The 21,825-nt window shown below is 71.9% G+C and carries 22 protein-coding genes and 1 pseudogene; 14 read left to right on the top strand and 9 right to left on the bottom strand.

What is annotated here, in order from left to right; all coding sequences use genetic code 11:
• Nucleotides 1–582, bottom strand: a 582-nt coding sequence (locus JHN63_RS38475) for a LacI family DNA-binding transcriptional regulator (RefSeq protein ID WP_307782083.1), incomplete at its 3' end; no start/stop codon positions are given.
• A gap of 309 nt (nucleotides 583–891) precedes the next feature.
• Between JHN63_RS38475 and JHN63_RS38470 the strand changes: the two genes are divergently transcribed.
• The 8 genes from JHN63_RS38470 (at nucleotide 892) to JHN63_RS38435 (ending at nucleotide 8,574) form a co-directional block, all read left to right on the top strand.
• Nucleotides 892–1,119, top strand: coding sequence for a hypothetical protein (locus tag JHN63_RS38470; protein WP_374222981.1), 228 nt, complete (start codon nucleotides 892–894; stop codon nucleotides 1,117–1,119).
• Nucleotides 1,119–3,413 (top strand): cation-translocating P-type ATPase, encoded by a 2,295-nt coding sequence (locus JHN63_RS38465; RefSeq protein WP_200689750.1) that lies wholly within the window; start codon nucleotides 1,119–1,121, stop codon nucleotides 3,411–3,413. Before JHN63_RS38470 ends, JHN63_RS38465 begins: the two co-directional genes overlap by 1 nt.
• The gene (locus JHN63_RS38460; protein ID WP_307782082.1) at nucleotides 3,410–4,063 is read left to right on the top strand and encodes a copper chaperone PCu(A)C; all 654 of its coding nucleotides are present in this window, start codon (nucleotides 3,410–3,412) and stop codon (nucleotides 4,061–4,063) included. The genes JHN63_RS38465 and JHN63_RS38460 overlap by 4 nt, the downstream gene beginning before the upstream one ends.
• 62 nt (nucleotides 4,064–4,125) lie before the next feature.
• Nucleotides 4,126–4,749: a hypothetical protein gene (locus JHN63_RS38455; protein ID WP_200689749.1), complete on the top strand. Its 624-nt coding sequence runs from the start codon at nucleotides 4,126–4,128 to the stop codon at nucleotides 4,747–4,749.
• Between the two features lie 156 nt (nucleotides 4,750–4,905).
• Nucleotides 4,906–5,535: a sigma-70 family RNA polymerase sigma factor gene (locus JHN63_RS38450; RefSeq protein WP_200689748.1), complete on the top strand. Its 630-nt coding sequence runs from the start codon at nucleotides 4,906–4,908 to the stop codon at nucleotides 5,533–5,535.
• A 95-nt stretch (nucleotides 5,536–5,630) separates the two neighbouring features.
• Nucleotides 5,631–6,698 (top strand): ABC transporter substrate-binding protein, encoded by a 1,068-nt coding sequence (locus JHN63_RS38445; protein ID WP_200689747.1) that lies wholly within the window; start codon nucleotides 5,631–5,633, stop codon nucleotides 6,696–6,698.
• A gap of 2 nt (nucleotides 6,699–6,700) precedes the next feature.
• Nucleotides 6,701–7,768 (top strand): iron ABC transporter permease, encoded by a 1,068-nt coding sequence (locus tag JHN63_RS38440; protein WP_200689746.1) that lies wholly within the window; start codon nucleotides 6,701–6,703, stop codon nucleotides 7,766–7,768.
• Nucleotides 7,765–8,574, top strand: a complete 810-nt coding sequence (locus tag JHN63_RS38435; protein WP_200689745.1) for an ABC transporter ATP-binding protein — start codon at nucleotides 7,765–7,767, stop codon at nucleotides 8,572–8,574. Before JHN63_RS38440 ends, JHN63_RS38435 begins: the two co-directional genes overlap by 4 nt.
• A gap of 64 nt (nucleotides 8,575–8,638) precedes the next feature.
• On the opposite strand, the gene JHN63_RS38430 is transcribed toward JHN63_RS38435, so the two are convergent.
• Nucleotides 8,639–8,869 (bottom strand): heavy-metal-associated domain-containing protein, encoded by a 231-nt coding sequence (locus JHN63_RS38430; protein WP_200689744.1) that lies wholly within the window; start codon nucleotides 8,867–8,869, stop codon nucleotides 8,639–8,641.
• Nucleotides 8,870–9,058: 189 nt separating this feature from the next.
• Between JHN63_RS38430 and JHN63_RS38425 the strand changes: the two genes are divergently transcribed.
• The 4 genes from JHN63_RS38425 to JHN63_RS38410 all read left to right on the top strand — a co-directional run bounded on the left by JHN63_RS38425 (nucleotide 9,059) and on the right by JHN63_RS38410 (nucleotide 15,384).
• A complete protein-coding gene (locus tag JHN63_RS38425; RefSeq protein ID WP_307782081.1) occupies nucleotides 9,059–10,510 on the top strand; it encodes an MFS transporter in 1,452 nt (483 codons plus the stop codon).
• A gap of 201 nt (nucleotides 10,511–10,711) precedes the next feature.
• The gene (asnB, locus tag JHN63_RS38420; RefSeq protein WP_200689743.1) at nucleotides 10,712–12,532 is read left to right on the top strand and encodes an asparagine synthase (glutamine-hydrolyzing); all 1,821 of its coding nucleotides are present in this window, start codon (nucleotides 10,712–10,714) and stop codon (nucleotides 12,530–12,532) included.
• Between the two features lie 12 nt (nucleotides 12,533–12,544).
• Nucleotides 12,545–13,783, top strand: coding sequence for a cytochrome P450 (locus tag JHN63_RS38415; RefSeq protein WP_200689742.1), 1,239 nt, complete (start codon nucleotides 12,545–12,547; stop codon nucleotides 13,781–13,783).
• 656 nt (nucleotides 13,784–14,439) lie between these two features.
• Nucleotides 14,440–15,384 (top strand): L-tyrosine/L-tryptophan isonitrile synthase family protein, encoded by a 945-nt coding sequence (locus tag JHN63_RS38410; protein ID WP_200689741.1) that lies wholly within the window; start codon nucleotides 14,440–14,442, stop codon nucleotides 15,382–15,384.
• 28 nt (nucleotides 15,385–15,412) lie between these two features.
• Here JHN63_RS38410 and rpmF read toward each other — a convergent pair whose 3' ends face one another.
• From rpmF to JHN63_RS38375, 7 genes are all read right to left on the bottom strand, one after another.
• The gene (gene rpmF / locus JHN63_RS38405; RefSeq protein ID WP_093628134.1) at nucleotides 15,413–15,583 is read right to left on the bottom strand and encodes a 50S ribosomal protein L32; all 171 of its coding nucleotides are present in this window, start codon (nucleotides 15,581–15,583) and stop codon (nucleotides 15,413–15,415) included.
• Between the two features lie 58 nt (nucleotides 15,584–15,641).
• Nucleotides 15,642–16,058: a Fur family transcriptional regulator gene (locus JHN63_RS38400; protein ID WP_200689740.1), complete on the bottom strand. Its 417-nt coding sequence runs from the start codon at nucleotides 16,056–16,058 to the stop codon at nucleotides 15,642–15,644.
• Nucleotides 16,058–16,897 carry a metal ABC transporter permease gene (locus JHN63_RS38395; RefSeq protein WP_200689739.1) on the bottom strand — a complete coding sequence of 280 codons (840 nt, stop codon included), beginning with the start codon at nucleotides 16,895–16,897 and terminating at the stop codon, nucleotides 16,058–16,060. Before JHN63_RS38395 ends, JHN63_RS38400 begins: the two co-directional genes overlap by 1 nt.
• Nucleotides 16,894–17,799: a metal ABC transporter permease gene (locus JHN63_RS38390; protein WP_200689738.1), complete on the bottom strand. Its 906-nt coding sequence runs from the start codon at nucleotides 17,797–17,799 to the stop codon at nucleotides 16,894–16,896. Before JHN63_RS38390 ends, JHN63_RS38395 begins: the two co-directional genes overlap by 4 nt.
• Entirely contained in the window at nucleotides 17,786–18,619 is an 834-nt protein-coding gene (locus JHN63_RS38385) for an ATP-binding cassette domain-containing protein (protein ID WP_200689752.1), read from the bottom strand. The genes JHN63_RS38390 and JHN63_RS38385 overlap by 14 nt, the downstream gene beginning before the upstream one ends.
• Nucleotides 18,620–18,702: 83 nt before the next feature.
• Nucleotides 18,703–19,665 carry a metal ABC transporter solute-binding protein, Zn/Mn family gene (locus JHN63_RS38380; RefSeq protein WP_200689737.1) on the bottom strand — a complete coding sequence of 321 codons (963 nt, stop codon included), beginning with the start codon at nucleotides 19,663–19,665 and terminating at the stop codon, nucleotides 18,703–18,705.
• 125 nt (nucleotides 19,666–19,790) lie between these two features.
• Entirely contained in the window at nucleotides 19,791–20,189 is a 399-nt protein-coding gene (locus JHN63_RS38375; protein WP_374222982.1) for an MMPL family transporter, read from the bottom strand.
• Nucleotides 20,190–20,233: 44 nt separating this feature from the next.
• Here JHN63_RS38375 and JHN63_RS38370 point away from each other — a divergent pair, with 44 nt between their 5' ends.
• Nucleotides 20,234–20,437 (top strand): hypothetical protein, encoded by a 204-nt coding sequence (locus JHN63_RS38370; RefSeq protein WP_234478333.1) that lies wholly within the window; start codon nucleotides 20,234–20,236, stop codon nucleotides 20,435–20,437.
• Nucleotides 20,438–20,559: 122 nt separating this feature from the next.
• Nucleotides 20,560–21,825, top strand: a pseudogene (locus tag JHN63_RS38365) (WGR domain-containing protein); the annotation flags it as partial.

Raw genomic sequence — 21,825 nt, 5'->3', positions numbered from 1 at the left:
CGAGGACGACTCCCTGCCCGCCGTCGTCCCGGCCGAGCGCGCCGGTGGCCGTACGGCGGGCAGGGAGTCGTCCTCGGGCAGGCAGTTGGCTAGCACGGAGTGGGTGCGGCGCAGGCCCTCGGGGACGCGGACCCGGCGCAGTGACATGGCCGCGTAGATGATGCCGTCCACACGCCGGTCGAGCAGTTCCGCGACGGCCGCGTCCTCCTTGACCGGGTCACCGCCGGAGTCGACCGTGAGGACGAGATGGTCCCTGTCCCAGGCGGTCTCCATCGCACCGCGCAGCAGCCGACCGGCGAACGGCGAGGACGCGATCTCATCGGTGACCAGCCCGATCACGGCCGTACGGCGACGGCGCAGACCGCGGGCCACCGGGTCGGGGCGGTAGCCGAGCAGGGTCGCGGCCTGCCGGATGCGTTCCTGGGTGGCGGGGGAGAGGTTGCCCTCGGCCCGGCCGTTGAACACGAAGGACACCGCGGTGTGCGACACACCGGCGAGCCGGGCGACGTCCCGTGACGTCGGGCGCCCGGTGCCCGTGTTCCCGCTCTCCCCGGCACCGCCCACGCCGTCCGCCGCCCTCACCCAGCCCGTCCCTGTCGATCACCGTCCACCCTATCCGCGGGGAGCGCCACGGCACACGGGCGAACCACAGGGCGCCGAGGAGTCGGCGTGGGCGTCGGCCGTACCGGCACCCCGCTCCTCCGTATCCCGGTGCCCGTGACATGGGCCACAAATCCGGGCCGGAACTCGGAACCCCTCCCGTCCGACTCCTGAAGTGGTGCGGCTCGATCCCAGGCAATCCGCCGCGTGCCGTACGACGCGAACTGGAGACCGGTGATGCACGAGCCCCGACCATCCTCCCCAGGCGCCGGTGCGGTGTTCCGGAGCCTGGTGCCCCCGCCCGCCCTCTGCGGCTTCCTCCTGCTGCTGACACTGATGTTCGGCATCGCGTACGGCGCCGGCTCCCGCGTCGGACCCGTCGCCCCCGGCATGCACGGCACCAGCGGCACGGGCGGCACCGGCATCACCGACGGGACCGGTGACACGGGTGACGGCGACACCGGCGACAGCGACACCGGCGACATGGGCGACATGAACATGCACGGCGGAGCCAACTGATGGCCACCGACGCGGTGCCCGTCCTCGTGACGACCGATCTGGCCGTCGGCGGCATGACCTGCGCGGCCTGTGTGAAGCGCGTCGAGAAGAAGCTCGGCAAGCTGGACGGCGTCACGGCGACCGTCAATCTCGCCACCGGACGGGCCAGGGTGAGCCACCCGCCGGAGATCGGCCCCGCGGAACTCGTCGCGGCGATCGAGACGGCCGGCTATACGGCGGCCCTTCCCGAGCCGCTGATGAAGACGAAGAAGAAGACGGAGACGAAGCGGCAGCGCGCCACCGGGGACCCCGAGAACGACGAGTCCGAGCAGGCGCGACAGGAACGTGACCACCTGCTGTACACGGCGCTGCTCGCGGTCCCCGTCCTCGTGCTGTCGATGGTGCCCGGCCTCCAGTTCCGCAACTGGCAGTGGCTCTGTTTCGCGCTGGCCGCGCCGGTCGCCGTATGGGGCGCGTGGCCCTTCCATGTGCGTGCGGTACGCGGGCTGCGGCACTCGGCGGCGACCATGGACACACTGGTGTCCCTCGGCGTCGCGGCGTCCTTCGCCTGGTCGGCGTACGCGCTCTTCCTCGGCGGCGCCGGTGATCCGGGGATGCGGATGCCGTTCTCCCTGCTGCCCTCCGCCTCGGACGGCGTCGCGCACATCTATCTCGAAGCGGCCGTCGGCGTACCGCTGTTCGTGCTCGCCGGCCGTTTCCTGGAGGCACGGGCCCGGCGCGGTACCGGAGCGGCGCTGCGCTCGCTCGCCCAACTCGCGGCCAAGGAAGTCTCGGTGCGTGAGGGCAACTCCGAACGACTTCTCCCCATCGAGGAGTTGACGGTAGGTCAGGTCTTCGTCGTGCGGCCCGGTGAACGGGTCGCCACCGACGGGCAGGTGGCGGAGGGCAGTTCGGCGGTGGACCTGTCCCTGGTCACCGGCGAGAGCGACCCGGTCGAGGTCGGTCCGGGTTCGGCCGTCGTCGGCGGTGCCGTCAACTCCGGTGGGCTGCTGCTGGTCCGGGCCACCGCCATCGGGGCGGACACCCAACTCGCCCGGATCACCCGCCTGGTGACGGAGGCACAGGCCGGGAAGGCGAAGGCGCAGCGGCTGGCCGACTCGGTCGCCGGGGTCTTCGTACCCGTCGTGCTGGCCCTGGCCGTCACGACCCTCGGCTTCTGGCTCGGCGCCGGAGCCGAACCCCAGGCCGCGCTCACCGCGTGCGTGGCCGTGCTCGTCGTGGCCTGCCCGTGCGCGCTGGGCCTGGCCACCCCGACCGCGTTGATGGCCGCGACCGGCCGGGGTGCCCAACTGGGCGTCCTCGTCAGCGGTCCACAGGCCCTGGAGGGGCTACGGCACCTCGACACCGTCGTCCTGGACAAGACCGGCACGCTCACCTCGGGACACATGACCGTCGCCCGCGTCACGGTCGTACCGGACGGGTCGGGGAAGGGCGCGGTGCTGCGGCTGGCCGGCGCGGTCGAGCGGGGCTCGGAGCACCCGCTGGGCCGGGCGATCGTCGCGTACTCCCAACGCGCGCTGCCGGATGGGGAGTTGCCGGACGTGAGCGAGTTCGGCGCGCTGCCGGGGAAGGGCGTGCGAGGCCGCGTCGAGGGGCGGCTGGTCGAAGTCCTCGCCCTGGAGGGCGAGTTGCCCGCCGCCCTCATGGCCGCCCTGCCCGCCGCGGAGGCCGCAGCGCACACCCCGGTACTGGTACGGGTGGACGGAGTGCCCGAGGCACTGATCGAGATCGGTGACGTCGTACGCCCCGGAAGCCATCGCGCCGTCGAGCGGTTGCGGCGCCTCGGCGTACGGCCCGTGCTCGCCACCGGCGACCGGGAGGCACCCGCGGCGGCCGTCGCGTCCGCGCTGGGCATCGACGAGGTGCACGCCCGCTGCTCACCCGAGGACAAGGCCGACCTGGTAAGGGAGTTGCAGGAGCGGGGCCACCGGGTGGCCGTCATCGGCGACGGTGTGAACGACGCCGCCGCCCTCGCCCTCGCCGACCTCGGCATCGCCATGGGCACCGGCACCGACGTGGCCATCGGGGCCGCCGACGTGACCCTCGTGCGCGGCGACATCGAGGCCCTCGCGGACGCCGTACGACTGGCCCGGCGCACCCTGGCCACCATCCGCGTCAACCTCGTGTGGGCCTTCGGCTACAACGCCGTGACCGTGCCGCTGGCCATGGTCGGTCTGCTCACCCCCATGCTCGCCGCCGCGGCCATGTCGGTCAGTTCGGTGCTGGTGGTCACCAACAGCCTGCGGCTGCGCGCCTGGCAGCCGACGAGAGCCGCCGGGAGGCGTACCCGATGAACGGACCACACCCCTGGCGCCCGACCCGCCGCCGACTCACCGACACCTTTCTCGCCGCGGTCGCACCCGTCGCCGTGTGCGGCCTCGCCCTGGCCGGGCTGACGGCCTGGGCCGACGCCGGGAAGGCGGGCAGCCCGCCCCGCATCACCGTCTCGAACAGCCGGGTCTACGTGCCGAACGGCGCCGACACCGCCGCGTTCTTCGACGTCGCCAACCTCGGCGGCGCGGACGACCGCCTGATCGGCGTGACGTCCTCCGCCACCACCGGGGAGATCACCCTCGGCCGCCGACGCACGGGCGGCCAGCGGGCCGACGTGGCGTCTGTCGTCGTAGCGGCCGGCCGTGAACTGTCCATGTCCCCGGACCGGTTGGACGTGGCCCTCCGCGCCAAGGCGGGTTGGCGCGGAGGGCGACCTCGTGCCGTTCACGCTGCACTTCGCGCACAGCGGGGCGGTCAGAACGATCGCGGTGGTGGTCGGACGGCCCGAGCGGTGACGGGTTATTCGCGATCGCGAATTGCTTTCATGGTGAAGGTGAAGGGTTGCGCCGCCGGAAGACCAAGGCCCCTCTCCGGTAGAAGTCGTGCGGGAATCCCGTCGAGTTCCCGCACGTTTTCGTGGTCTGGGTCACATGCTGTGGATCGAGTGTGATGGGCTGTGGGTTTGCGTACCCACACGAGACGGCCGGCGTCCTGGTGCAAGGATGATGCGCCATGAGGCCAGGGTGGTGTTCTCGCGCGTTGCGTGCCGCGGTGTTCGCGGCCGTCTGCGTGCTGCTCGCCTCCCTGGCCCACGTCATGATGTCCGGGAGCCGCGTGCCCGCGTGGGCGCTGGCCGCCGGGTTCGTCGCGACCGGCGCCGCGGGCTGGTGCCTGACGGGTCGTGAGCGCGGGCTCCCGCTGATCGTGACGGTCGTGGTCGCCGCCCAGGCGCTGCTCCACTCGGCGTTCTCGTTCGTCCAGTCGGCGTCCGGTGGAACGGCCGTCACGCACACCACCATGGGTTCGATGCGGATGGGCTCCATGGACATGGGCGCGAGCCACATGGACTCCATGCCCATGGGGGACACGTCGACCGGCATGCTCGTCGCCCACCTTCTCGCCGCGCTGCTGTGCGGGCTCTGGCTCGCCCACGGCGAGAAGGCCGCGTTCCGCATCCTGCGCGCCGTCGCCGGCCGACTGCTGGCTCCGCTACGACTGCTGCTCGCGCCGCCCGCGCCCATCGACCGCCCGCGCATCCGTGGGCGCCGCCTCGCGTCGGACCGGGCGCCGCGCCTTCTCCTCCTGGTCCACGCGATCGTCTCGCGGGGGCCGCCCGCTCGGACCGCTGTCGTCTGAGGACAGCCGGTACAGCCGAGGCGGCCCGTGAGGCGCGCCCCGGGCCACGGTCGTACGTCCGCGCAAGCGTCGTAGGGCCGTCTCTCCCCACTCGCCGGACCGCCCGCGCTTCCGCGTGCCCAGGTCCGGATCACGGATGACCGAGAAGGACTCCAGGTGATCACTCCTGCCCTGCCCGCCGCGCGCGGCAAAGGCGACAAAGCGACCTCTCTCGACGAGGCGATCACCGCGTGGGCGCTCGCCGCCCGGGGCGGTGACGCGGACGCGGTCGAGCACTTCGTGCGAGCCCTGCAACGCGACGTCCAGCGGTACGTCGCTCATCTCTGCGGCGATCCGCAGGCCGTCGACGACCTGGCGCAGGACACGTTCCTGCGCGCGCTCGGCAGCCTGCACCGCTTCGAGGGCCGCTCCTCCGCGCGCACCTGGCTGCTGTCGATCGCCCGCCGGGCCGTCATCGACAGCTACCGGTACACCGCCGCCCGACCGCGCCTGTCCGACGTACCGGACTGGCAGTTGGCGGTCGAACTGGCCCAGCCCATCGACCTGCCCGGCTTCGACGACGGCGTCGCGCTGCTCGATCTGCTGGCCTCACTGCCGGACGAGCGCCGCGAGGCCTTCGTCCTGACCCAACTGCTGGGCCTGCCCTACGCGGAGGCGGCCGAGGCGAGCGACTGCCCGATCGGCACGGTCCGTTCTCGCGTGGCACGGGCCCGGGCGGCCTTGACGGAACTGCTCGCCGAGGAGGACGAACCGGCGGTCCGGGCGCGGGAAGGCGTGCCGGCTTAGCGCCAAGTGGCGGGAACTCAGGGCGAGTTCACCCCGACTACTGGACCGGGTGACGGACGGTCCCCCAAGTGCCGAGTGAATCCTGGAGACTTGCGATGCGTTCTCGTGTGTGGGGCGGTACGGCGGCCGTCGTGCTCGGTGGGCTGCTGGTGGCGGGCTGCGGTGACGGAGCGAAGGGGACGGCCGAGGTGAGCGCCGGGAAGGCGGCCTCGGGCGGCTACCCGGTGTCCGTCACCGACTGCGCGGGTGCCAGGACCACCTTCTCCGCGGCCCCGAAGAAGATCGTCACCAGCAACGCCTCCAGCCTGGAACTGCTGTTCCGGCTCGGCGCCGGCGGCAAGGTGATCGGCACCGGATTCCCGCCCGGCAAGGGCACGTTGCCCGGTGCGCTCGACGCGCAGGCGCAGCGGGTGAAGGTGCTCAGCCAGAGCGTGATCCCCAAGGAGAAGCTGCTCGGCTCGGGCGCCGACCTGTACATCGACACGTTCGCGTCGATGGGCGGCATGGGCAACGGCATGGGCGACGCGCCCACCGCCGAGGAGTTCAAGGCGGCCGGGATCAGCCACATCTATCTGAAGTCGACCGCCTGCGCGGCGCAGAGCAAGAGCGCGGTGACCGACCTGTCCGCCGTCGAGGCCGACATCACCTCCCTCGGCGCGGTCACCGGCACGAGCAGCACGGCGAAGGAACTCGTCACCGGGATGAAGGCGAAGGTGGCCGCGGTCCAGAAGGCGGTCGGCGCCACGGCGTCGACCGACCGCCCGACCTACTTCTTCTTCGACTACGACTCCGGAACCAAGCAGCCCACCGTCGTCTGCAACCGCCAGCTCGCCAACGCGGTGATCACCCTGGCCGGCGCCCGCAACGTCTTCGCCGACTGCGATGCCGACTACAAGCAGGTCGGCTGGGAGGACGTGATCGCCAAGAACCCGGACTGGATCCAGCTCGCGGTCCGCAACCGGGGGAGCGACGCGGCGAACGACAAGGCGTTCGACGAGGCGGAGAAGTGGCTGACGTCCAACGCGGCGACCAAGGGCCTGACGGCCGTCAAGCAGGGTCACTTCCTGCGCATCGGCTCCGAGCAGACCACCATCGCCGGGGTCGAGAACGCCGACACGGTCGAGCAGATCGCCAAGACCCTCTACCCGGGCAAGGTCGGCTGACGGTGGCCTCGTTGCTGGTACGGCCCGAGGCGCAACCGGAGACACGCGGCCTGCGGGCCGGACCGCTGGCCGCCGTCCTCGCCGCGGCACTGCTCGCGGCGCTGACGGCCGCGGTCGCCTGGGGCTCGACGTCCATCCCGCCCGGCGAAGTCTGGGGCGTGCTGTGGCGACGCCTCTCCGGCGAGGCACCGCGGCCCGGCACGAACGACCTGATCGTGTGGCAACTCCGGCTCCCGCGTGCCCTGTTGGCCGCCCTGGTCGGCGCCGGGCTCGGACTCGTCGGTACGGCCGTGCAGGCGCTGGTGCGCAATCCGCTCGCCGACCCGTATCTGCTGGGCATCTCCAACGGCGCCTCGCTGGGCGCGGTCGCGGCGATCGTGCTCGGCCTCGGGGCGGGCGGCGCACTCGGACTCGGCCTGTCCGGCGCGGCGTTCGTGGGAGCCCTGGCCACCTTCGCGCTCGTCTGGGCGATCGCCCGCAGGGGAGGCGGCTTCGCCCCGCTGAGGCTGGTGCTGGCGGGCGTCGCGATCGGCCAGTTCCTGTCCGGGTTCACCAGCTATCTCGTCCTCCAGGCCCGGGACGAGCAGCAGACCCATAGCGTGCTGTTCTGGCTCATGGGCAGCCTCGGCGGGGCGAGTTGGCCCCTGCTCGCCGTGCCCGCCGTCGCCGTACCGGCCGCCTGGCTCTGTCTCCAGGCCCGTGCCCGCGGGCTGAACGCCCTCCTCATGGGCGACGAGACCGCGGCCGGGCTCGGCGTCGACGTCACCCGGCTGCGGCGCGAACTGTTCACCGTCACCAGCGTGTTGACCGGCGTCCTGGTGGCGGTCTCCGGCGCGATCGCGTTCGTCGCGCTGATGGTGCCGCACGTCTGCCGGCTGGTCGTCGGCGGTGACCACCGCCGACTGCTGCCGCTCTCCGCGCTGTTCGGCGCCGTCCTGCTGGTGGTGGTCGACATCGTCTGCCGTACGGCGATGGACACCCAGGAGTTGCCGGTCGGCGTGGTGACCTCGCTGCTCGGGGCTCCGGCCCTGCTGTATCTGCTCGATCGGCGTCTGGGGAGCGACAGTTGAGGATCGACATCGAGGACCTGTGCGTCGCGTACGCCGGACGTACGGTCGTGGCGGGCGCCCGTCTGATGGCGGCCGAGGGCGAGATCACCGGCCTGGTCGGCCCGAACGGCAGCGGCAAGTCCACGCTCCTGCGCACCGTCTACCGGCACCTGCGACCCACGGCCGGACGGGTGTTGCTGGACGGCGTCGACCTGCGGGAGCTGACCCCGGCGCGGTCGGCCCGGCATGTGGCCGCGCTGCCACAAGAGCGGGGCAGCGACTTCGAGTTGAGCGTGCGCGAGGTCGTCGCCATGGGCCGCACCCCCTACAAGCGGGCCTTCGCCGGCGAGGACGCCACCGACCGGGACATCGTCGCCCGCGCCCTCGCCGACGTCGGCATGGCCGGCCACGCCGGACGCCGATTCACCGCACTGTCCGGCGGCGAACGCCAACGCGTCCTGCTGGCAAGGGCGTTCGCGCAGCACCCGGACGTCCTGGTCCTGGACGAGCCGACCAACCACCTCGACATCCGCCACCAGGTGGAGCTGCTCGCCCTGTTGCGCGTCCGGCGCCGTACGACCCTGGTCTCGCTGCACGACCTCAACGCCGCCGCGTCGGTCTGCGACCGGCTGCATGTGCTGCACCAGGGAGCCGTGGTGGCTTCCGGACCACCGCGCGAGGTGCTCACGCCGGAGTTGATGGCGGAGGTGTTCGGCGTACGGGCGGCGGTGATCGACCATCCGCTGACCGGCGACCCGTTGATCGCCTTCGACCATCGGGCGCCCGCAGAGGGGGAGTTGACCGAGGCGGTGGAGACCGGCGTGTGAGCGGGGGACGGGCAGGACGACGGGGGTGTGCCGTCCTGCCCGTCCCCCGACTCTCCCGGTCCGGTCAGGCGGCGACCGGGTCGGCGACGGCGTACCCGGCCTCGACGATGGCCGCGCGCAGCCGCGCGTCGTCGAGGCCGGCGCCGTGCACGGTCACGGAGTCGGCGGCGACGTCGACCACGACCTCGCTCACGCCCGCGACCTCGGACACCTCCTCCCTGACGCTCGCAGCGCAGTGCTCGCAGGTCATGCCGGTGACGGTGTAGTGCTTCTGAGCCGACTGCTCCTGGGCCATGGGGAACTCCTGTTGTCCTGAGGGGCTGTCCTTCAGTAGTCGGCCGGGTGAGGCGCGGAGTTCCCTTCGTCCGCCCGGACATCGCCCACTGTTTTGCCGGCCGTCGCCCGGGAACTCACCCCGGATTTCCCCCGACTTGTGGGACGAGGCTGCTGTCCGGCAGCCCACCCGCGAGGGGAGGGCACAGAGGTGACGCACCGAAGTCTCGGTCCGGAACAGCCCGGCCACATATCCGTGCGGCCCGCCCGTATGTCCGTCGGCCCGGCACAGGAGGACCGCTGGCTGCTGGTGGCGGTGGCGGGCGTGCTGTCGTTCATCGCGATGCTCGACATGAACATCGTCAATGTGGCCCTGGCGGACATCGCCGACGGTCTGCACGTGTCCGCCGCGACCGCCCAGTGGGCCGTGCTGGGTTATCAACTCCCCGTCGTGGCGCTGCTGTTGCCGGTCGGCCGCTGGCTGGACGGGGTGGGGCCGCGCGCGGCGGTGCTGACGGCGGCCGCCGGGTTCGGTCTGTGCAGCACCCTCGCCGCCGTCGCGCCCTGGGCGGCCTGGCTGATCGCGGCCCGTATGGCGCAGGGTGCGTTCGGGGCGGTGCTGTTCGTCCTGATGCCGGTGCTCGCGATCCGTTCCGTACGACCGGAGTCCAGGGCGCGGGCGATGAGCGTCCCCGCGACGCTCGGCCCGCTGGGCGCGGTGACCGGACCCGCGGTGGGCGGGCTGCTGCTCGACCATCTGGGCTGGCGGGCCGTCTTCCTGGTCAAGATCCCGTTCTGTGTGCTCGCGCTGGCCGTCGCCTGGAAGGCGATGCCGAGGGACGGCGGCGGACTGCGCGCCCCCGACCGCCGGTCCATGACCGACGCGCTGCTGGTGGCCACCGGCGTCGCGGCCCTGCTCCTGGCACTCACACTGGCGGCGGACGACCCGGCCTGGTCCCTCCTCGCCCTGGCCGCCGTACCCCCGCTGCGGCGGTGGCTGCGCGGCCCCGGCGGACGTCCGGTGACCGGCGTACTCCGCACGACGGGACTGTTACCGGCCCATGGAGCCGTGCTCTCCCTCGCGGCCGGCTTCGCCGCCATGCACTACGTCGTCGCCCTGCACCTCCAGCGCGACGACGGCCTGAGCGCCACCACGACCGGCCTGACCGTGCTCGCCTTCCCGCTCGGCATGGGCCTGGCGGGCCCGTTCGGCGGACGGTTCGCCGACCGCTGGGGCGCCTGGCCGGTCGCGGTCACCGGCGCCGCGCTCACCGCGGCCGGCCTGCTCCTGCTCGTCCCGCTCGGCACCGGCTGGTCGACGCCGGACGTGGCCTGGCGACTGGCCCTGGCGGGCCTCGGCATGGGTCTGTACGGCGGCCCGACCCAGACCCTGGTCATGGGCACCGCCCCACCCGACCGGACGGCGACGGTCGGCTCGACGGTCCAACTCGCCCGCAGCCTGGGCTTCACCCTCGGCCCGGCCCTGGCCACCGCCGCGTGGGCCCTGGCGGGCGGAGCCCGGGCGGCCCTGGCCCTGGCCGCCACGGCCGCGTGTCTCTCCGTCCTCCTGCTCGCCCTGTCAGGCGGGAGGTCCGGGCCCGTGTCAGAGAAGCCCGACCGGCCGGAGAGGACGACGGATGCGGCGCCGGCCACCCACCACTGACCCAGGTGTCTCCTCTGTCACCACCGTGTGGGTGTTGGCGGGCGGAGCCCGGGCGGGTCCGGCCCTGGCCGCCACGGCCGCCTGTCTCGCCGTACCCCCGCTCGTCCTGCCCGGCGGAGGGATCCACGCCCGTGCCCGACAAGCCCGAGAAGACCATCGACGCGGCGTCCGCCGCCCACCACTGACCCAGGAGTTCGACTCATGTGCGGAATCACCGGCTGGGCGTCCTTCCACCACGACGCCCGCACCCAGGCCCCGGTCATCGAGGCCATGACCGCCGCCCTCACCCCGCGCGGCCCCGACGCGGGAGGCGTGTGGCTCGGCGGGCATGCCGCGATCGGCCATCGCCGGCTGTCGGTCATCGACCTCGCGGGCGGCGTGCAGCCGATGACCGACCGGCGGTCCGACACGGTTCTCAGCTACAGCGGCGAGGTCTACAACCATCACCAACTCAGGTCGGAGCTACGGGGGTTGGGCCACGAGTTCCGCACCCGCAGCGACACCGAAGTGGTGCTGCGCGCCTACGCCGAGTGGGGCGAGGCGGTGGCCGAGCACCTGGACGGCATGTTCGCCTTCGCCGTCTGGGACGAGCGCGAGCAGCGTCTGCTGCTGGTCCGCGACCGGCTAGGGGTAAAGCCCTTGTACTGGGCGGCAGTTGACGGCGGCCTCGCCTTCGCGTCCGAGCCCAAGGCCCTGTTCGCGCACCCGGAGATACGGCCCCGCGTGGACGCCGACGGCCTCCGGGAGGCGTACAGCCTGCTCTTCAACACCGGGCCGACCGTGTGGTCCGGCGTCCGCGAGGTCGAACCCGGCGGTCTGCTCGTCCTGGACCGGGACGGCGTACGCGAGCGCCGCTACTGGCAGTTGGAGGCGGGGGTCCACGCCGACGACCGGGACACGACCGTCGAGCGGATCCGCGAACTGGTCGGAACGGCCGCCCGCAGCCAGCTCGAAGCCGACGTCCCCCTGTGCAGCCTGCTCTCCGGCGGTCTCGACTCCACCGTCCTGACCGCCCTCCTCGCCGACGAACTCCGCCTGCGCGAGGGCCCGGACGCCCGCATCCGCTCCTACGCCGTCGACTACAGCGACCAGGCGGCACGGTTCACCGGCGACGTGCTGCGCACCGGCCACGACACCCCGTTCGCCACCGAGGCCGGCGCGTTCATCGGCACCGACCACCGCACCGTCGTCCTCGACCCACGCGCCCTCCTCGACCCCGAGCACCGCAAGGCGGTCGTCGTGGCCCGCGACTCGCCGATAGGCGTCGGCGACATGGACACCTCCCTGTACCTCCTCTTCGGAGAGATACGACGGCACTCGACCGTCGCCCTGTCCGGCGAGGCGGCTGACGAGGTCTTCGGCGGCTACCCCTGGTTCCACAGCCCGAAGGCGCTCGCCGCCACCACCTTCCCCTGGCTCCTGGTCACGGGCGACGAGGCCGCGATGCCGCTCAACCCCGAACTCGACCTGCGAATGGGGGAGTTCCGTGCCGACACCTACCGCAGCGCGCTGGCCGCCGTACCCCATCTGGACGACGAGACGCCCACCGAACACCGGCAACGCGAGCTCCAGCACCTCTCCCTGACCCGCTGGCTGCGCCAACTCCTCCACCGCAAGGACCGGTTGAGCATGGCTCGGGGACTGGAGGTCCGTGTCCCGTACTGCGACCACCGGCTCGTCGAGTACGCCTTCAACACCCCCTGGGCACTCAAGAGTTACGACGGCCGGGAGAAGAGCCTCTTGCGCGCGACCGGTACCGGCCTGGCACCGGAGTCCGTCCTGTGGCGCCCCAAGAACCACTACCCGGCCACCCACCACCCCGACTACAACCGCGGGTTGCAGAACCTGGCCCGCGACGCCCTCGCCACCGAACAGGTCCGCGCCCTGGCCGACGAGACCCGCCTCAAGCCGCATCTGGACACCCCGCCGAACCAGTTGGAGTGGGGCCACCGGCTACGCCTGGAGCGCGTCGTCGACCTCGCCCTCTGGCTCGACCACCACCAGCCCGAACTCGCCCTCTGAGGAGCCTCGTTCATGACCGTCCAAGAGCCCGTGGCCGAGCCCGTACCGCTGATGGGCTGCCCCTACAAGGCAAACCCCTATCCCCTCTACGAGGAGCTGCGCGAGGCGGGCCCGGTGCACCGCGTCCTCTTCCCCTCCGGCGTCCAGGCATGGCTCGTCACCGGCTACGACGCCGCCCACGCCGCCCTGAACGACGACCGTCTCGGCAAGAACCACGAGCGCGGCAACGACAGTTGGCGGGCCCGCGCCTCGATCATGCCGGAGCCGCAGCACTCGCAGCTCCAGGTCCACCTGCTCCACCAGGACCCGCCGAAGCACACCCGCATGCGACGCTTCGTGACCGACGCGTTCACGCCCCGCCGGATCGAGGAACTCCGCCCACGTTTCCAGGAGTTGGCGGACGCGCTGGTCGACGACCTGCCCCCGTCCGGCCCGGTGGATCTCGTGTCGGGCTTCGCCGCCCGCTTCCCGTTCCAGGTGCTCGCCGAAGTCATCGGCCTGCCACGGGAGTCGGCGGCCCGCTTCGACCGCGACTGGGGCAAGGTCGTCCAGCCGGTCGGCCCCACCGACCCCGGACGGCCGCGGTACGAAGCCCGTCTGCACGGCCTGCAGAGCTACATCGCCGAGGTCGTCGCCCACAAGCGCGCACACGTGGAGGACGACCTCCTCAGCCGCCTCGTAGTGGCCCGCGACCGCCACGAACTGTCCCAGGAGGAACTGGACTCGATGATCTTCCAGCTCCTGGTCGCCGGCCAGGAACCGGTCACCAACCAGATCACGACCGCCCTGATCGCCCTGTTCCGCACCCCGGACCAGCTGACCCGCCTGCGCGAGGACCCGACGCTCCTGCCCCGCGCGGTCGAGGAACTCCTGCGCTACGACAGCGCCTTCGAGCTGACGACCTGGCGCTTCTTCGACCGGGACAGCGATCTGCACGGCACCGACATCCCGGCCGGCGACTCGGTGATCGTCTCCCTGTGCGCGGCCAACCGCGACCCGCGCCGCTTCCCGGACCCCGACACCCTCGACCTCGACCGCTCCCCGAACCCCCACCTGGCCTTCGGCCACGGCATCCACTTCTGCCCCGGCGCGGCCCTCGCCCGCGCCGAACTCCAGACCGCACTAGGCACCCTCCTCACCCGCCTCCCCGGCCTCCAACTCGCCATCGCGGACAAGGACATCGAGTGGGTCCCGGCGGTCCTGGGCCGCGGCACGAACAGCCTCCCCGTCGACTACGACCGACGCCTCTGACCCGGGCGGCCGGGTGATCCGGGGCCAGGGTGACCCAGGCGGCCGGGTGATCCGGGCCGCCGAGTGATCCGGGCTCCCGTGTGAACAGGCTCCTGAACGATCCAGGCTCTCGAGTGATCCAGGTTCCAGGTCGATCCGGCCCTCCGGGTGCCCCGGCCTTCGGATGAATCACGCCCTTGGGGTGCCCCGGCCTTCGGGGTGCCCCGGTCCTCGGGTGCTTCGGGCTCCCAGGTGATTCAGGCCTTCCGGGTGATCCGGGCCCTCGGACGATCCAGGCCCCAGGGTGCCTCGGGCGCGAGGGTGACCTGGGCGCCAGGGTGACCTGGGCCTTCCGGGTGATCCAGGACCGCAAGGTGGCTGAGGACCGCAAGGTGACCCAGGTCCCAGGGTGCCCCAGGCCCCCGCTTGACCGGGACGGACGAGTACGCCCGCCCCGGCTCCGCCTGCCCCGTCCACCGCCTTACTGCCCCACTGGCCCACTGGCCCACTGGCCCACCGCTCCACTGGTCCACCGCCCCACCAGCACGCCGCCCCAGCGCCTTACCGGCACACCGCCCACCGGCACGCCGCCCCACCGGCACACCGCGCCTGGCCACGCCTCGACGCCCCGCCCCGGCGCCATGCCGCCATGCCCGCACGCCTCCCGGAGGAACCCCATGCCGTCGACAACCACACCCGACACGCTCCCCACGAGCACCGGCGCCGCGATCCTCAACCTGCTCCTGCCGCACCACCGCACGACCGACCGCACCCACACCCGCACCCACGCCTCGGCCGACGCGTTCCCTCAACAGCTGGGCCAGATCGCCGACTTCGTCCGCGCGGGCGCCCCCATCGCCTTCACCCTGCCCGGCTTCCCCTGCAAGTCCCCGAACCCGGCCAAGGTCCTCGGCCACCTCCCCGACATGGGCGAACGCCTCTCCCTGAGCTTCCTGAACACCCTGTGCACGGAGATCGAGCGCGTCTACCCACCCGGCGCCCACATGGTCATCTGCTCCGACGGCCACATCTTCGGCGACCTCATCGGCGTCCCCGATGCGCACATCGACGACTACGCCGACGAACTCCGCGCGCTCATAACCGAGTTGGACCTGGAGAGACTCTCGGTCTTCGACCTGCGCGACGTCCTGGGCGACCTGCCGCACGACGCGAAACGTGACCACGTCCACGAGCGGTACGCACCCACCCTCGACGCCCTGCGCACCGAGATCCGCGCCGACGACAACGCGTTGGCGCTGTACCGGGGGATCACCCGTTTCCTCGTCGAGGACACCGCCGACCACCCCGGCACCCGCTCGTCGCTGCAACGCGCCTGCCGGCAACGGGCGTACGGCGTCATCCAGCGCAGCCGCGCCTGGGGCGACCTCATAGCCGACCACCACCCCCACGCCGTGCGCCTGTCCATCCACCCCCAACCCGTCGGCGCGTCCAAGTTCGGCATCCGTCTCCTCGACGCGCCCGATGCCTGGACCACGCCGTGGCACTCGGCGGCCCTGCGCCGTAAGGACGGGACCTGGACGCTCATGCCCCGGGACAGGGCGACGCGGTGCGGCCGAGTGATCGAGCGCGACGGCAGACCGAGCCATGTCGAACAGGTCTGACCAAGTGGGCCGCAGGCGTGCGGAGTTGTCAGCCCTCGGGCCGCAACAGCCCGCGCTCGTACGCCTTCGCCAGCCGCTGCGGCACCAGGTACGGGACGCCGTCGATGGTGATCGGCACCAGCGTCGGCGTCGTCGCCTTCCACTGGGCGCGACGGTGGCGGGTGTTGCTGCGGGACATCTTCCGCTTGGGAACGGCCATGAAAATCCTCCTGCTCGGGTAAGTCGCGAGAAACGCTACATGAAAATGGATACCATTACTAACTTGCTCGGCATCGCGGGCACAGACCGCTCAGCTCGACGGTGTGCTCGACCTCCGCGAAGCCGGACGTGTCGGCCACCCGCCCGGCCCAGGCCTCGACCGCCTCGGAGTCGACCGGGATGCTCAACCCGCAGGCACGGCACAGCAGATAGTGCAGATGCCCGGGGAACGGCCGGTGCCGGAACAGGCGTTCACCACCTCGATCGCGTACGACGTCGGCGCGGCCGGCGTCCACGAGGGCGGCCAGGGTGCGGTAGACGGTGTTGAGGCCCACGCGGGTGCCCTGGCTCCGGAGTTCGGCGTGCAGGGCGCGGGCGCCGACGAAGCCGCCGCGGTCGATCAACGCCCGTACGACGCCGGCACGTTGGGCGGTGCGGCGGCCGATGAGGTCCAGGTCGTCGGCCGGTGCGTCCATCACGCCTCCGCCAGACGGACGCGGGCACGGGGCCGCCGTACGGCGGCGATCGCGACCGCGTGGACGGCCGTGGCGACGGCCATGATGGCGAAACTGGGCGGCAGTCGGGGGACGTAGTAGCTCAGGGCCAGGCCCGCCCACATCTCCGCCACCGCGAGTCCCGCGGACAGGGCGAGGCAGTGGTAGGGCCGGTCGGTGAGGCGCGCTGCCGCTCCGGCGGGTGCGGCTAGCAGACCGAGCAGCAGCAGCGAACCGACCGCCTGCGCCGCCTCGGCCGCACAGGCGCCGACCAGGATCAGGAAGGCGATGCCCAGCAGCCGTACGGGCACCCGACGGGCCGCCGCCACCGCCTCGTCGACCGAGGCGAAGAGGAGGGGACGGGCGATCACGAGCACGGCGAGCGAGATCAAACCCGCGACCACGGCCGCCAGTTCGGCCTGGCCGCCGGAGAGGCCGAAGATCGAGCCGAAGAGGACGGTGACCCCGGCGGTGCCGTTCCCCGTGTTGCGGGACGTGGTGTAGAGGGTGAGGAAGAAGACGCCCAGGCCCAGGATCCAGGAGAAGACGCTGCCGATGGCGACGTCGTCGCTGCGACCGCGGCGGCCCAGCGTGCCGAGCAGCACCGCGAACAGCACGGTGGCCGCGAACAGTCCCAGCCGCAGGTCATAGCCGAGCGCGAGCGCCGCGAGCGCCCCGGTGAACGCGACATGGCTGAGCGCGTCGCCGGTGAACACCTGGGCGCGCAGCACCAGGAAGTACCCCACCAGACCGGCCGCCAGGGCGATCGCGGTACCGGCCAGCAGCGCGTGCACGAAGTACGGGTGTGTGAAGGCGCTCATGCGACGGCACCCGCTCCCGCCAACCGGTGCCTGCCCACAGCCGAGTTGAGGGTGCGGGTCGCGAGGGCCAGGGCATGCACGCCGAACGCGAAGGTCGTCACGTAGAAGCCGATCGGGTAAGGCGAGTAGTAGGCGGCGATGAGCCCGGTCCAGGTCACCGCGAGCGCGATGAGCACCGACAGCGCCAGGCTCAACGCGGGCCGCGCCGTGAGCTGTTGCGCGGCCGCCGCCGGCATCACCAGCAGGGCGAACACCAGCAGCGTGCCGGTGATCTGGCTGGCCTCGGCGGTCGCCGTCCCGAGGAGGACGAGGAAGACCACGGACAGGGCCCGCACCGGCACCCCGCGTCCGGTGGCGACGTTCTCGTCGACGGAGGCGAACAGCAGCGGACGCCCGATGACCGCCAGCGTTCCGAGCGCGAGGGCCGCCACGACCGTCAGCACGGTCACCTGGACGGCGGTGATGCCCAGAAAGCTGCCGAACAACAGGGAGTTGACCCCGCCGAGGAACCCTTTGTACAGGGCGACGAAGAGGAATCCGCAGGCCAGCAGGAACGCCTGGACGGTGCCGGTGAGCGCGGACTCCTGGCCGCTGCCGCCCTGCCCGGCACGGGGGATGGCGGCGATCACCAGGGCGCCGCCGACGCAGAACGCGAAGTAGCCGAGGCCCGCACCGATGCCCAGCAGCGTCGCGCAGGCCGCGCCGGGAAAGCTGACCAGGGCCAGCGTGTGTCCGGCGAAGCTCTGCCGCCGCAGCACCATGAACCAGCCCATCACGGCGGCCAGTACGGCCACGACCGTACCGGCCCGAAAGGCGTTGACCATGAAGGGGAACGCCCAGATCTGCTGGAGGTCGGTCACCGGATTCCACGACCAACCGGCGCCGGTGTCAGCCCAGTTCACGGCCGCCTCCCTCAACGTGCCGGTCGGTGTGGCGGGCGGGCGCCTCGGGCTGACCGACGACCACCAGCCGCCCGTCGCCGGTGCGCAGCACCTCCACCGGCACGCCGTACAACCGCGTGAGCGTCTCGGTGGTGATCACCTCCTGCGGCCGGCCCGCGACCGCACCGCCCTCCGCGATGTACACCACCCGGTCCAGCCACGGCAGGATCGGGTTGACGTCGTGCGCGACCATGACGACGCTGACGCCGGCCTCCCGGCAGATCCGCCCGATCAGCGCCGCGACCGCGCCCTGGTGCGACAGGTCGAGGCTGTCCAACGGCTCGTCCAGCAGCAGCAGTTCGGGACCGCGGACCAGTGCCTGCGCGATCAGCAGCCGCTGCTGTTCACCGCCGGAGCACTCGCCGATCGGGCGGTGCGCGTACGTGCTCGCGCCGACCAGTTCGACGACCTCGGCGATCCGGTCCCGGGCGGCCCGGCGCCGGGCGCTGAACCGGGCGGGCACCGGCAGCGGTACGCCCCAGCGGTCGCCGTCCAGGCCGAGGCGCACGATGTCGGTGCCGCGGATGCGCAGGCTCGCGTCGAAGCTGCGGCGCTGCGGCAGATAGCCGATGCGGTGGCCCGCCCGGCCGGGCGCCTCGCCCAGCACGTCGACCTCGCCGGCGGCCGGGGGCAGGATGCCGAGCAGCATCTTGACCAGGGTCGACTTGCCGACCCCGTTGGGGCCGAGGACGGCCACGAACTCCCCGGCGCCGACCTCCAGTTCGACACCGGACCACAGGGTGCGGCCGCCGACGCGCACGGCGGCGCCGCGCAGCGACACGACGGGGGAGCGAGGCTCGGCCGCTTGTCCGGGGACCCGGTGCCGGACCAGGTCCCCCGCGCGGGTGGCCGGTTTCACCGTGCTCACCTGCCCGTCGCCTGCCCCAGGGCCTTCTCGATGCCCTCCAACTGCCGTACCTGCCAAGCCTGGAAGGAGGCGCCGGCCGGGGTGAGGGTCTCGGTCACCGTCGCGACCGGGATGCCCTCGGCCTTGGCCGCCTTGACCTGGGCCTGGACGTCCGGGGTGGCGTTCTGGCTGTTGTAGACGTACACCTTGATCAGCTTCTGGCTGATCTGCCGGTCGATCGTCTGCTTGTCCTTGGCCGTCGGGTCGGTGCCCTCGCTGATGGCGTCCAGGAACGACTCGGGCGTGAGCATCTTCAGGCCGAGCCCCTCGGCGAGCGGAGTCACGATGGACTCCGAGGCGCCGATGGGGGTGTTGGCGTACTTGGCCTTGATGTCGGCGATCAACTTGTCATAGGGCGCGAGGGTCTTGGTCTCGAAGGCCGTCTTCCGCGCGTCGAAGTAGGCGGCGTCGGCCGGGTCCAGCTTCTTGTAGTCGGCGGTGATCCTCTCGATGACCTGGTGGACGTTGTCCGGCGAGTACCAGCGGTGCGGGTTGCCGCCCGGCTTGATGCCCACCAGGTCGCCGACCTTCAGATCGGTGCGGCTGCTCTCGGGGTTGGCGGACAGCAGCTTGTCCGCCCAGGCGTCGTAGCCGATGCCGTTGACGATCGTGTACTGCGCGCCGGCCACCAACCGGCCGTCCGCAGCGGTCGGTTCGTAGTCGTGCGGGTCTGCGTTGGGGTTGTTGATGATGCTCTCGACCTGAGCGTGCGTGCCGCCGAGTTGGGTGGCGATGCTGCCCCAGAAGTTCTCCGCCGCTACGACCTTGATGGTCTTCCCCGCCGTCGTCGACCCGGCGTTCGCGGTGTCGTCGGACGAGGCGGTGGAGCAGCCGCTGACGGCGGCCAGCGCCGCGAGGGCGACCGAGCCCCCGACGGCGAGGCGTGCGGGACGGGATATGGGGGTGCCGGCAGTGCGCACGACGGGGTTCTCCTTGACGGGCTGGGGACCTCACACGCGGGCAGGGCCCCGTGGAGCGGAACACCTCCGACCGTAGATGGAAACGATTTTCACCACCATGGGGTGGCGCCCAATAATGACAATCATTACCGATTCTTGGCCTGGGCGGGACACGGGCGCGGTGCGGATGGCGGAGCCGCCCGGGTGTTCGTGGCGCGTGCCGGCAGTGAGTCGCCCTCGATGTCGACGTTCGGTACGGCGCGGTCCAGCCACTTCGGCAGGGCCCAGGCGCGGTGGCCGAGGAGGTTCAGCAGGGCGGGGACGATCGTGAGGCGGACCACGAAGGCGTCGATGAGGACGCCGATGGTCAGGGCGAAGCCGATCGTCTTGACGGTCGGGTCGTGGTTGAAGATGAAGCCGCCGAAGACGGCCGCCATGATCAGGGCGGCGGCGGTGACGACCCGGCCGCCGCGCTCCACGCCGTGTTCGACCGCGGCCGGCGCGTCCCCGTGGTGGTGGAAGTGCTCCCGCATCCGGCTGACCAGGAAGACCTCGTAGAAGGAGCAGCGCGAGGACGACGGCGATCGTGATGAACAGCGGTAGCGCCGAGGCCGGCCAGGGCTGGGTGCGCGAGGGCCCCCTCGGCCTCATCGGCATCCCGGTCTTCGCGACCCTGCACGGCTGCGCCGAACTCGCCGCCAACGGCCTGTTCGCACCTGAGGTCGCCGAACGCGGTCTTGACGACGTGATCGCGTTCCTCCTGCGGGGCTGCGCACCGGACGCACGGGCCTGACGCGCACTCGGCGTCCAACCCCCGGATCCTGCCCGGGACTTCGATGTCAGTGGTGACCACTAGTTTGGAACCACTGGAGATCGGCCGTAGTGGCCGACCGGGTCTTTGGGGAGGGGTGCGCTGTGTCCGCTGCGCAGGCACGACAGTCGGGGAACACGACGTATCTGGAGCTCTCGCAGGAGAGCGGCGGTGCGCACAAGTTCTACGAGGTGACTGTCGAGGGGACCACCGTCTCCGTGCGGTACGGGCGGATCGGGGTGGACGGGCAGCGTCAGATCACCACCTTCCCGACCGACGAGAAGGCGAGGACCGCGGCGGCGAAGAAGATAGCCGAGAAGGTGCGCAAGGGATACGCGCCCGCCGTCCAAGGACAGCGGGCGGCCCGCGCCGTGACACGCCGTCAGGTGACGTCCGCCCCGTCGACGGCACGGGCGACCGCCCCGGTGCTGTGGCGGTTCCGCACCGGAGCCTCGGCGTTCGGCATCCATGTCGACGAGGACCGCTGCTGGGTCGGCAACCAGCACGGCAACGTCTACAACCTGAGCCACGACGGCGATGTGCTGGCGCACTACTCCCTGCCCGACGGCGTCAAGTGCCTGGTGGCGGACGACTTCTGGATCTACGCGGGCTGCGACGACGGCCGGGTCTACGACCTCTCCTCGAAGGTGCCGTTCGCGGCCTACGACATCGCCGCCGAGGTCGACATCTTCTGGCTGGACATCCACGCGGGCGTGCTGAACGTCTCCGACCGCAACGGCGGCCTGACGGTCATCGACCACGAGGACGAACTCCAGTGGTCGCGCAACTCGTCCGGGGACAACGCCTGGATGGTGCGCGCCGACGACCACGCCGTCTACCACGGACACAGCTACGGCGTGACGGCCTACGCGGCGGACGGCACCAGCCAGCTCTGGCACACCGCGACCACCGGCAACGTGCTCTTCGGCTGGCAGGAGGAGAACGCGGTCTACGCCGGTACGGGCCGCCGGGTCGTCCAGCGGCTCGCGAAGTCCACCGGAGCGATCGAGGCCTCCTACCAGTGCGACGCTACGTCTTCGCGGGCGACTCGTCGTCCTCCGTCTACTGCTTCACCGCCGACGGCACCCGCCTGTGGAAGCTCGGCACGGGGGGCGGCTCGGCGCTGTCCATGCAGTACCACGACGAGCGGCTGTACATCGTCTCCACGGACGGCTCACTCGCCTGCATCGACGCGAGCGAGGCCGCGATCAACGCCGCGCAGTCGGGCACGGTCCCGGTCGCCGCGGACGTCAAACTCGCCGCCGCCCTGCCGACATACGCCCCCCTGACCACCGCCGCGTCCGTCGCCACGGTCAGCGCCGTTCCCGCACCCGGAAGCGGAGTCGTCGTGGAGTGCTTCGAGCAAGGAG

The organism is Streptomyces sp. MBT65 (assembly GCF_016612545.1).
Taxonomy (GTDB): domain Bacteria; phylum Actinomycetota; class Actinomycetes; order Streptomycetales; family Streptomycetaceae; genus Streptomyces.
This window is presented reverse-complemented; position numbering and strand designations above follow the sequence as displayed.

Excerpts from the sequence above, each read along its gene's own strand:
- JHN63_RS38465 (WP_200689750.1), top strand. The coding sequence starts at position 1,119 with ATGGCCACCGACGCGGTGCCCGTCCTCGTGACGACCGATCTGGCCGTC.
- JHN63_RS38460 (WP_307782082.1), top strand. The coding sequence starts at position 3,410 with ATGAACGGACCACACCCCTGGCGCCCGACCCGCCGCCGACTCACCGAC.
- JHN63_RS38455 (WP_200689749.1), top strand. The coding sequence starts at position 4,126 with ATGAGGCCAGGGTGGTGTTCTCGCGCGTTGCGTGCCGCGGTGTTCGCG.
- JHN63_RS38445 (WP_200689747.1), top strand. The coding sequence starts at position 5,631 with ATGCGTTCTCGTGTGTGGGGCGGTACGGCGGCCGTCGTGCTCGGTGGG.
- JHN63_RS38430 (WP_200689744.1), bottom strand. The coding sequence starts at position 8,869 with ATGGCCCAGGAGCAGTCGGCTCAGAAGCACTACACCGTCACCGGCATG.
- asnB (WP_200689743.1), top strand. The coding sequence starts at position 10,712 with ATGTGCGGAATCACCGGCTGGGCGTCCTTCCACCACGACGCCCGCACC.
- JHN63_RS38415 (WP_200689742.1), top strand. The coding sequence starts at position 12,545 with ATGACCGTCCAAGAGCCCGTGGCCGAGCCCGTACCGCTGATGGGCTGC.
- JHN63_RS38410 (WP_200689741.1), top strand. The coding sequence starts at position 14,440 with ATGCCGTCGACAACCACACCCGACACGCTCCCCACGAGCACCGGCGCC.
- rpmF (WP_093628134.1), bottom strand. The coding sequence starts at position 15,583 with ATGGCCGTTCCCAAGCGGAAGATGTCCCGCAGCAACACCCGCCACCGT.
- JHN63_RS38400 (WP_200689740.1), bottom strand. The coding sequence starts at position 16,058 with ATGGACGCACCGGCCGACGACCTGGACCTCATCGGCCGCCGCACCGCC.
- JHN63_RS38395 (WP_200689739.1), bottom strand. The coding sequence starts at position 16,897 with ATGAGCGCCTTCACACACCCGTACTTCGTGCACGCGCTGCTGGCCGGT.
- JHN63_RS38370 (WP_234478333.1), top strand. The coding sequence starts at position 20,234 with ATGAACAGCGGTAGCGCCGAGGCCGGCCAGGGCTGGGTGCGCGAGGGC.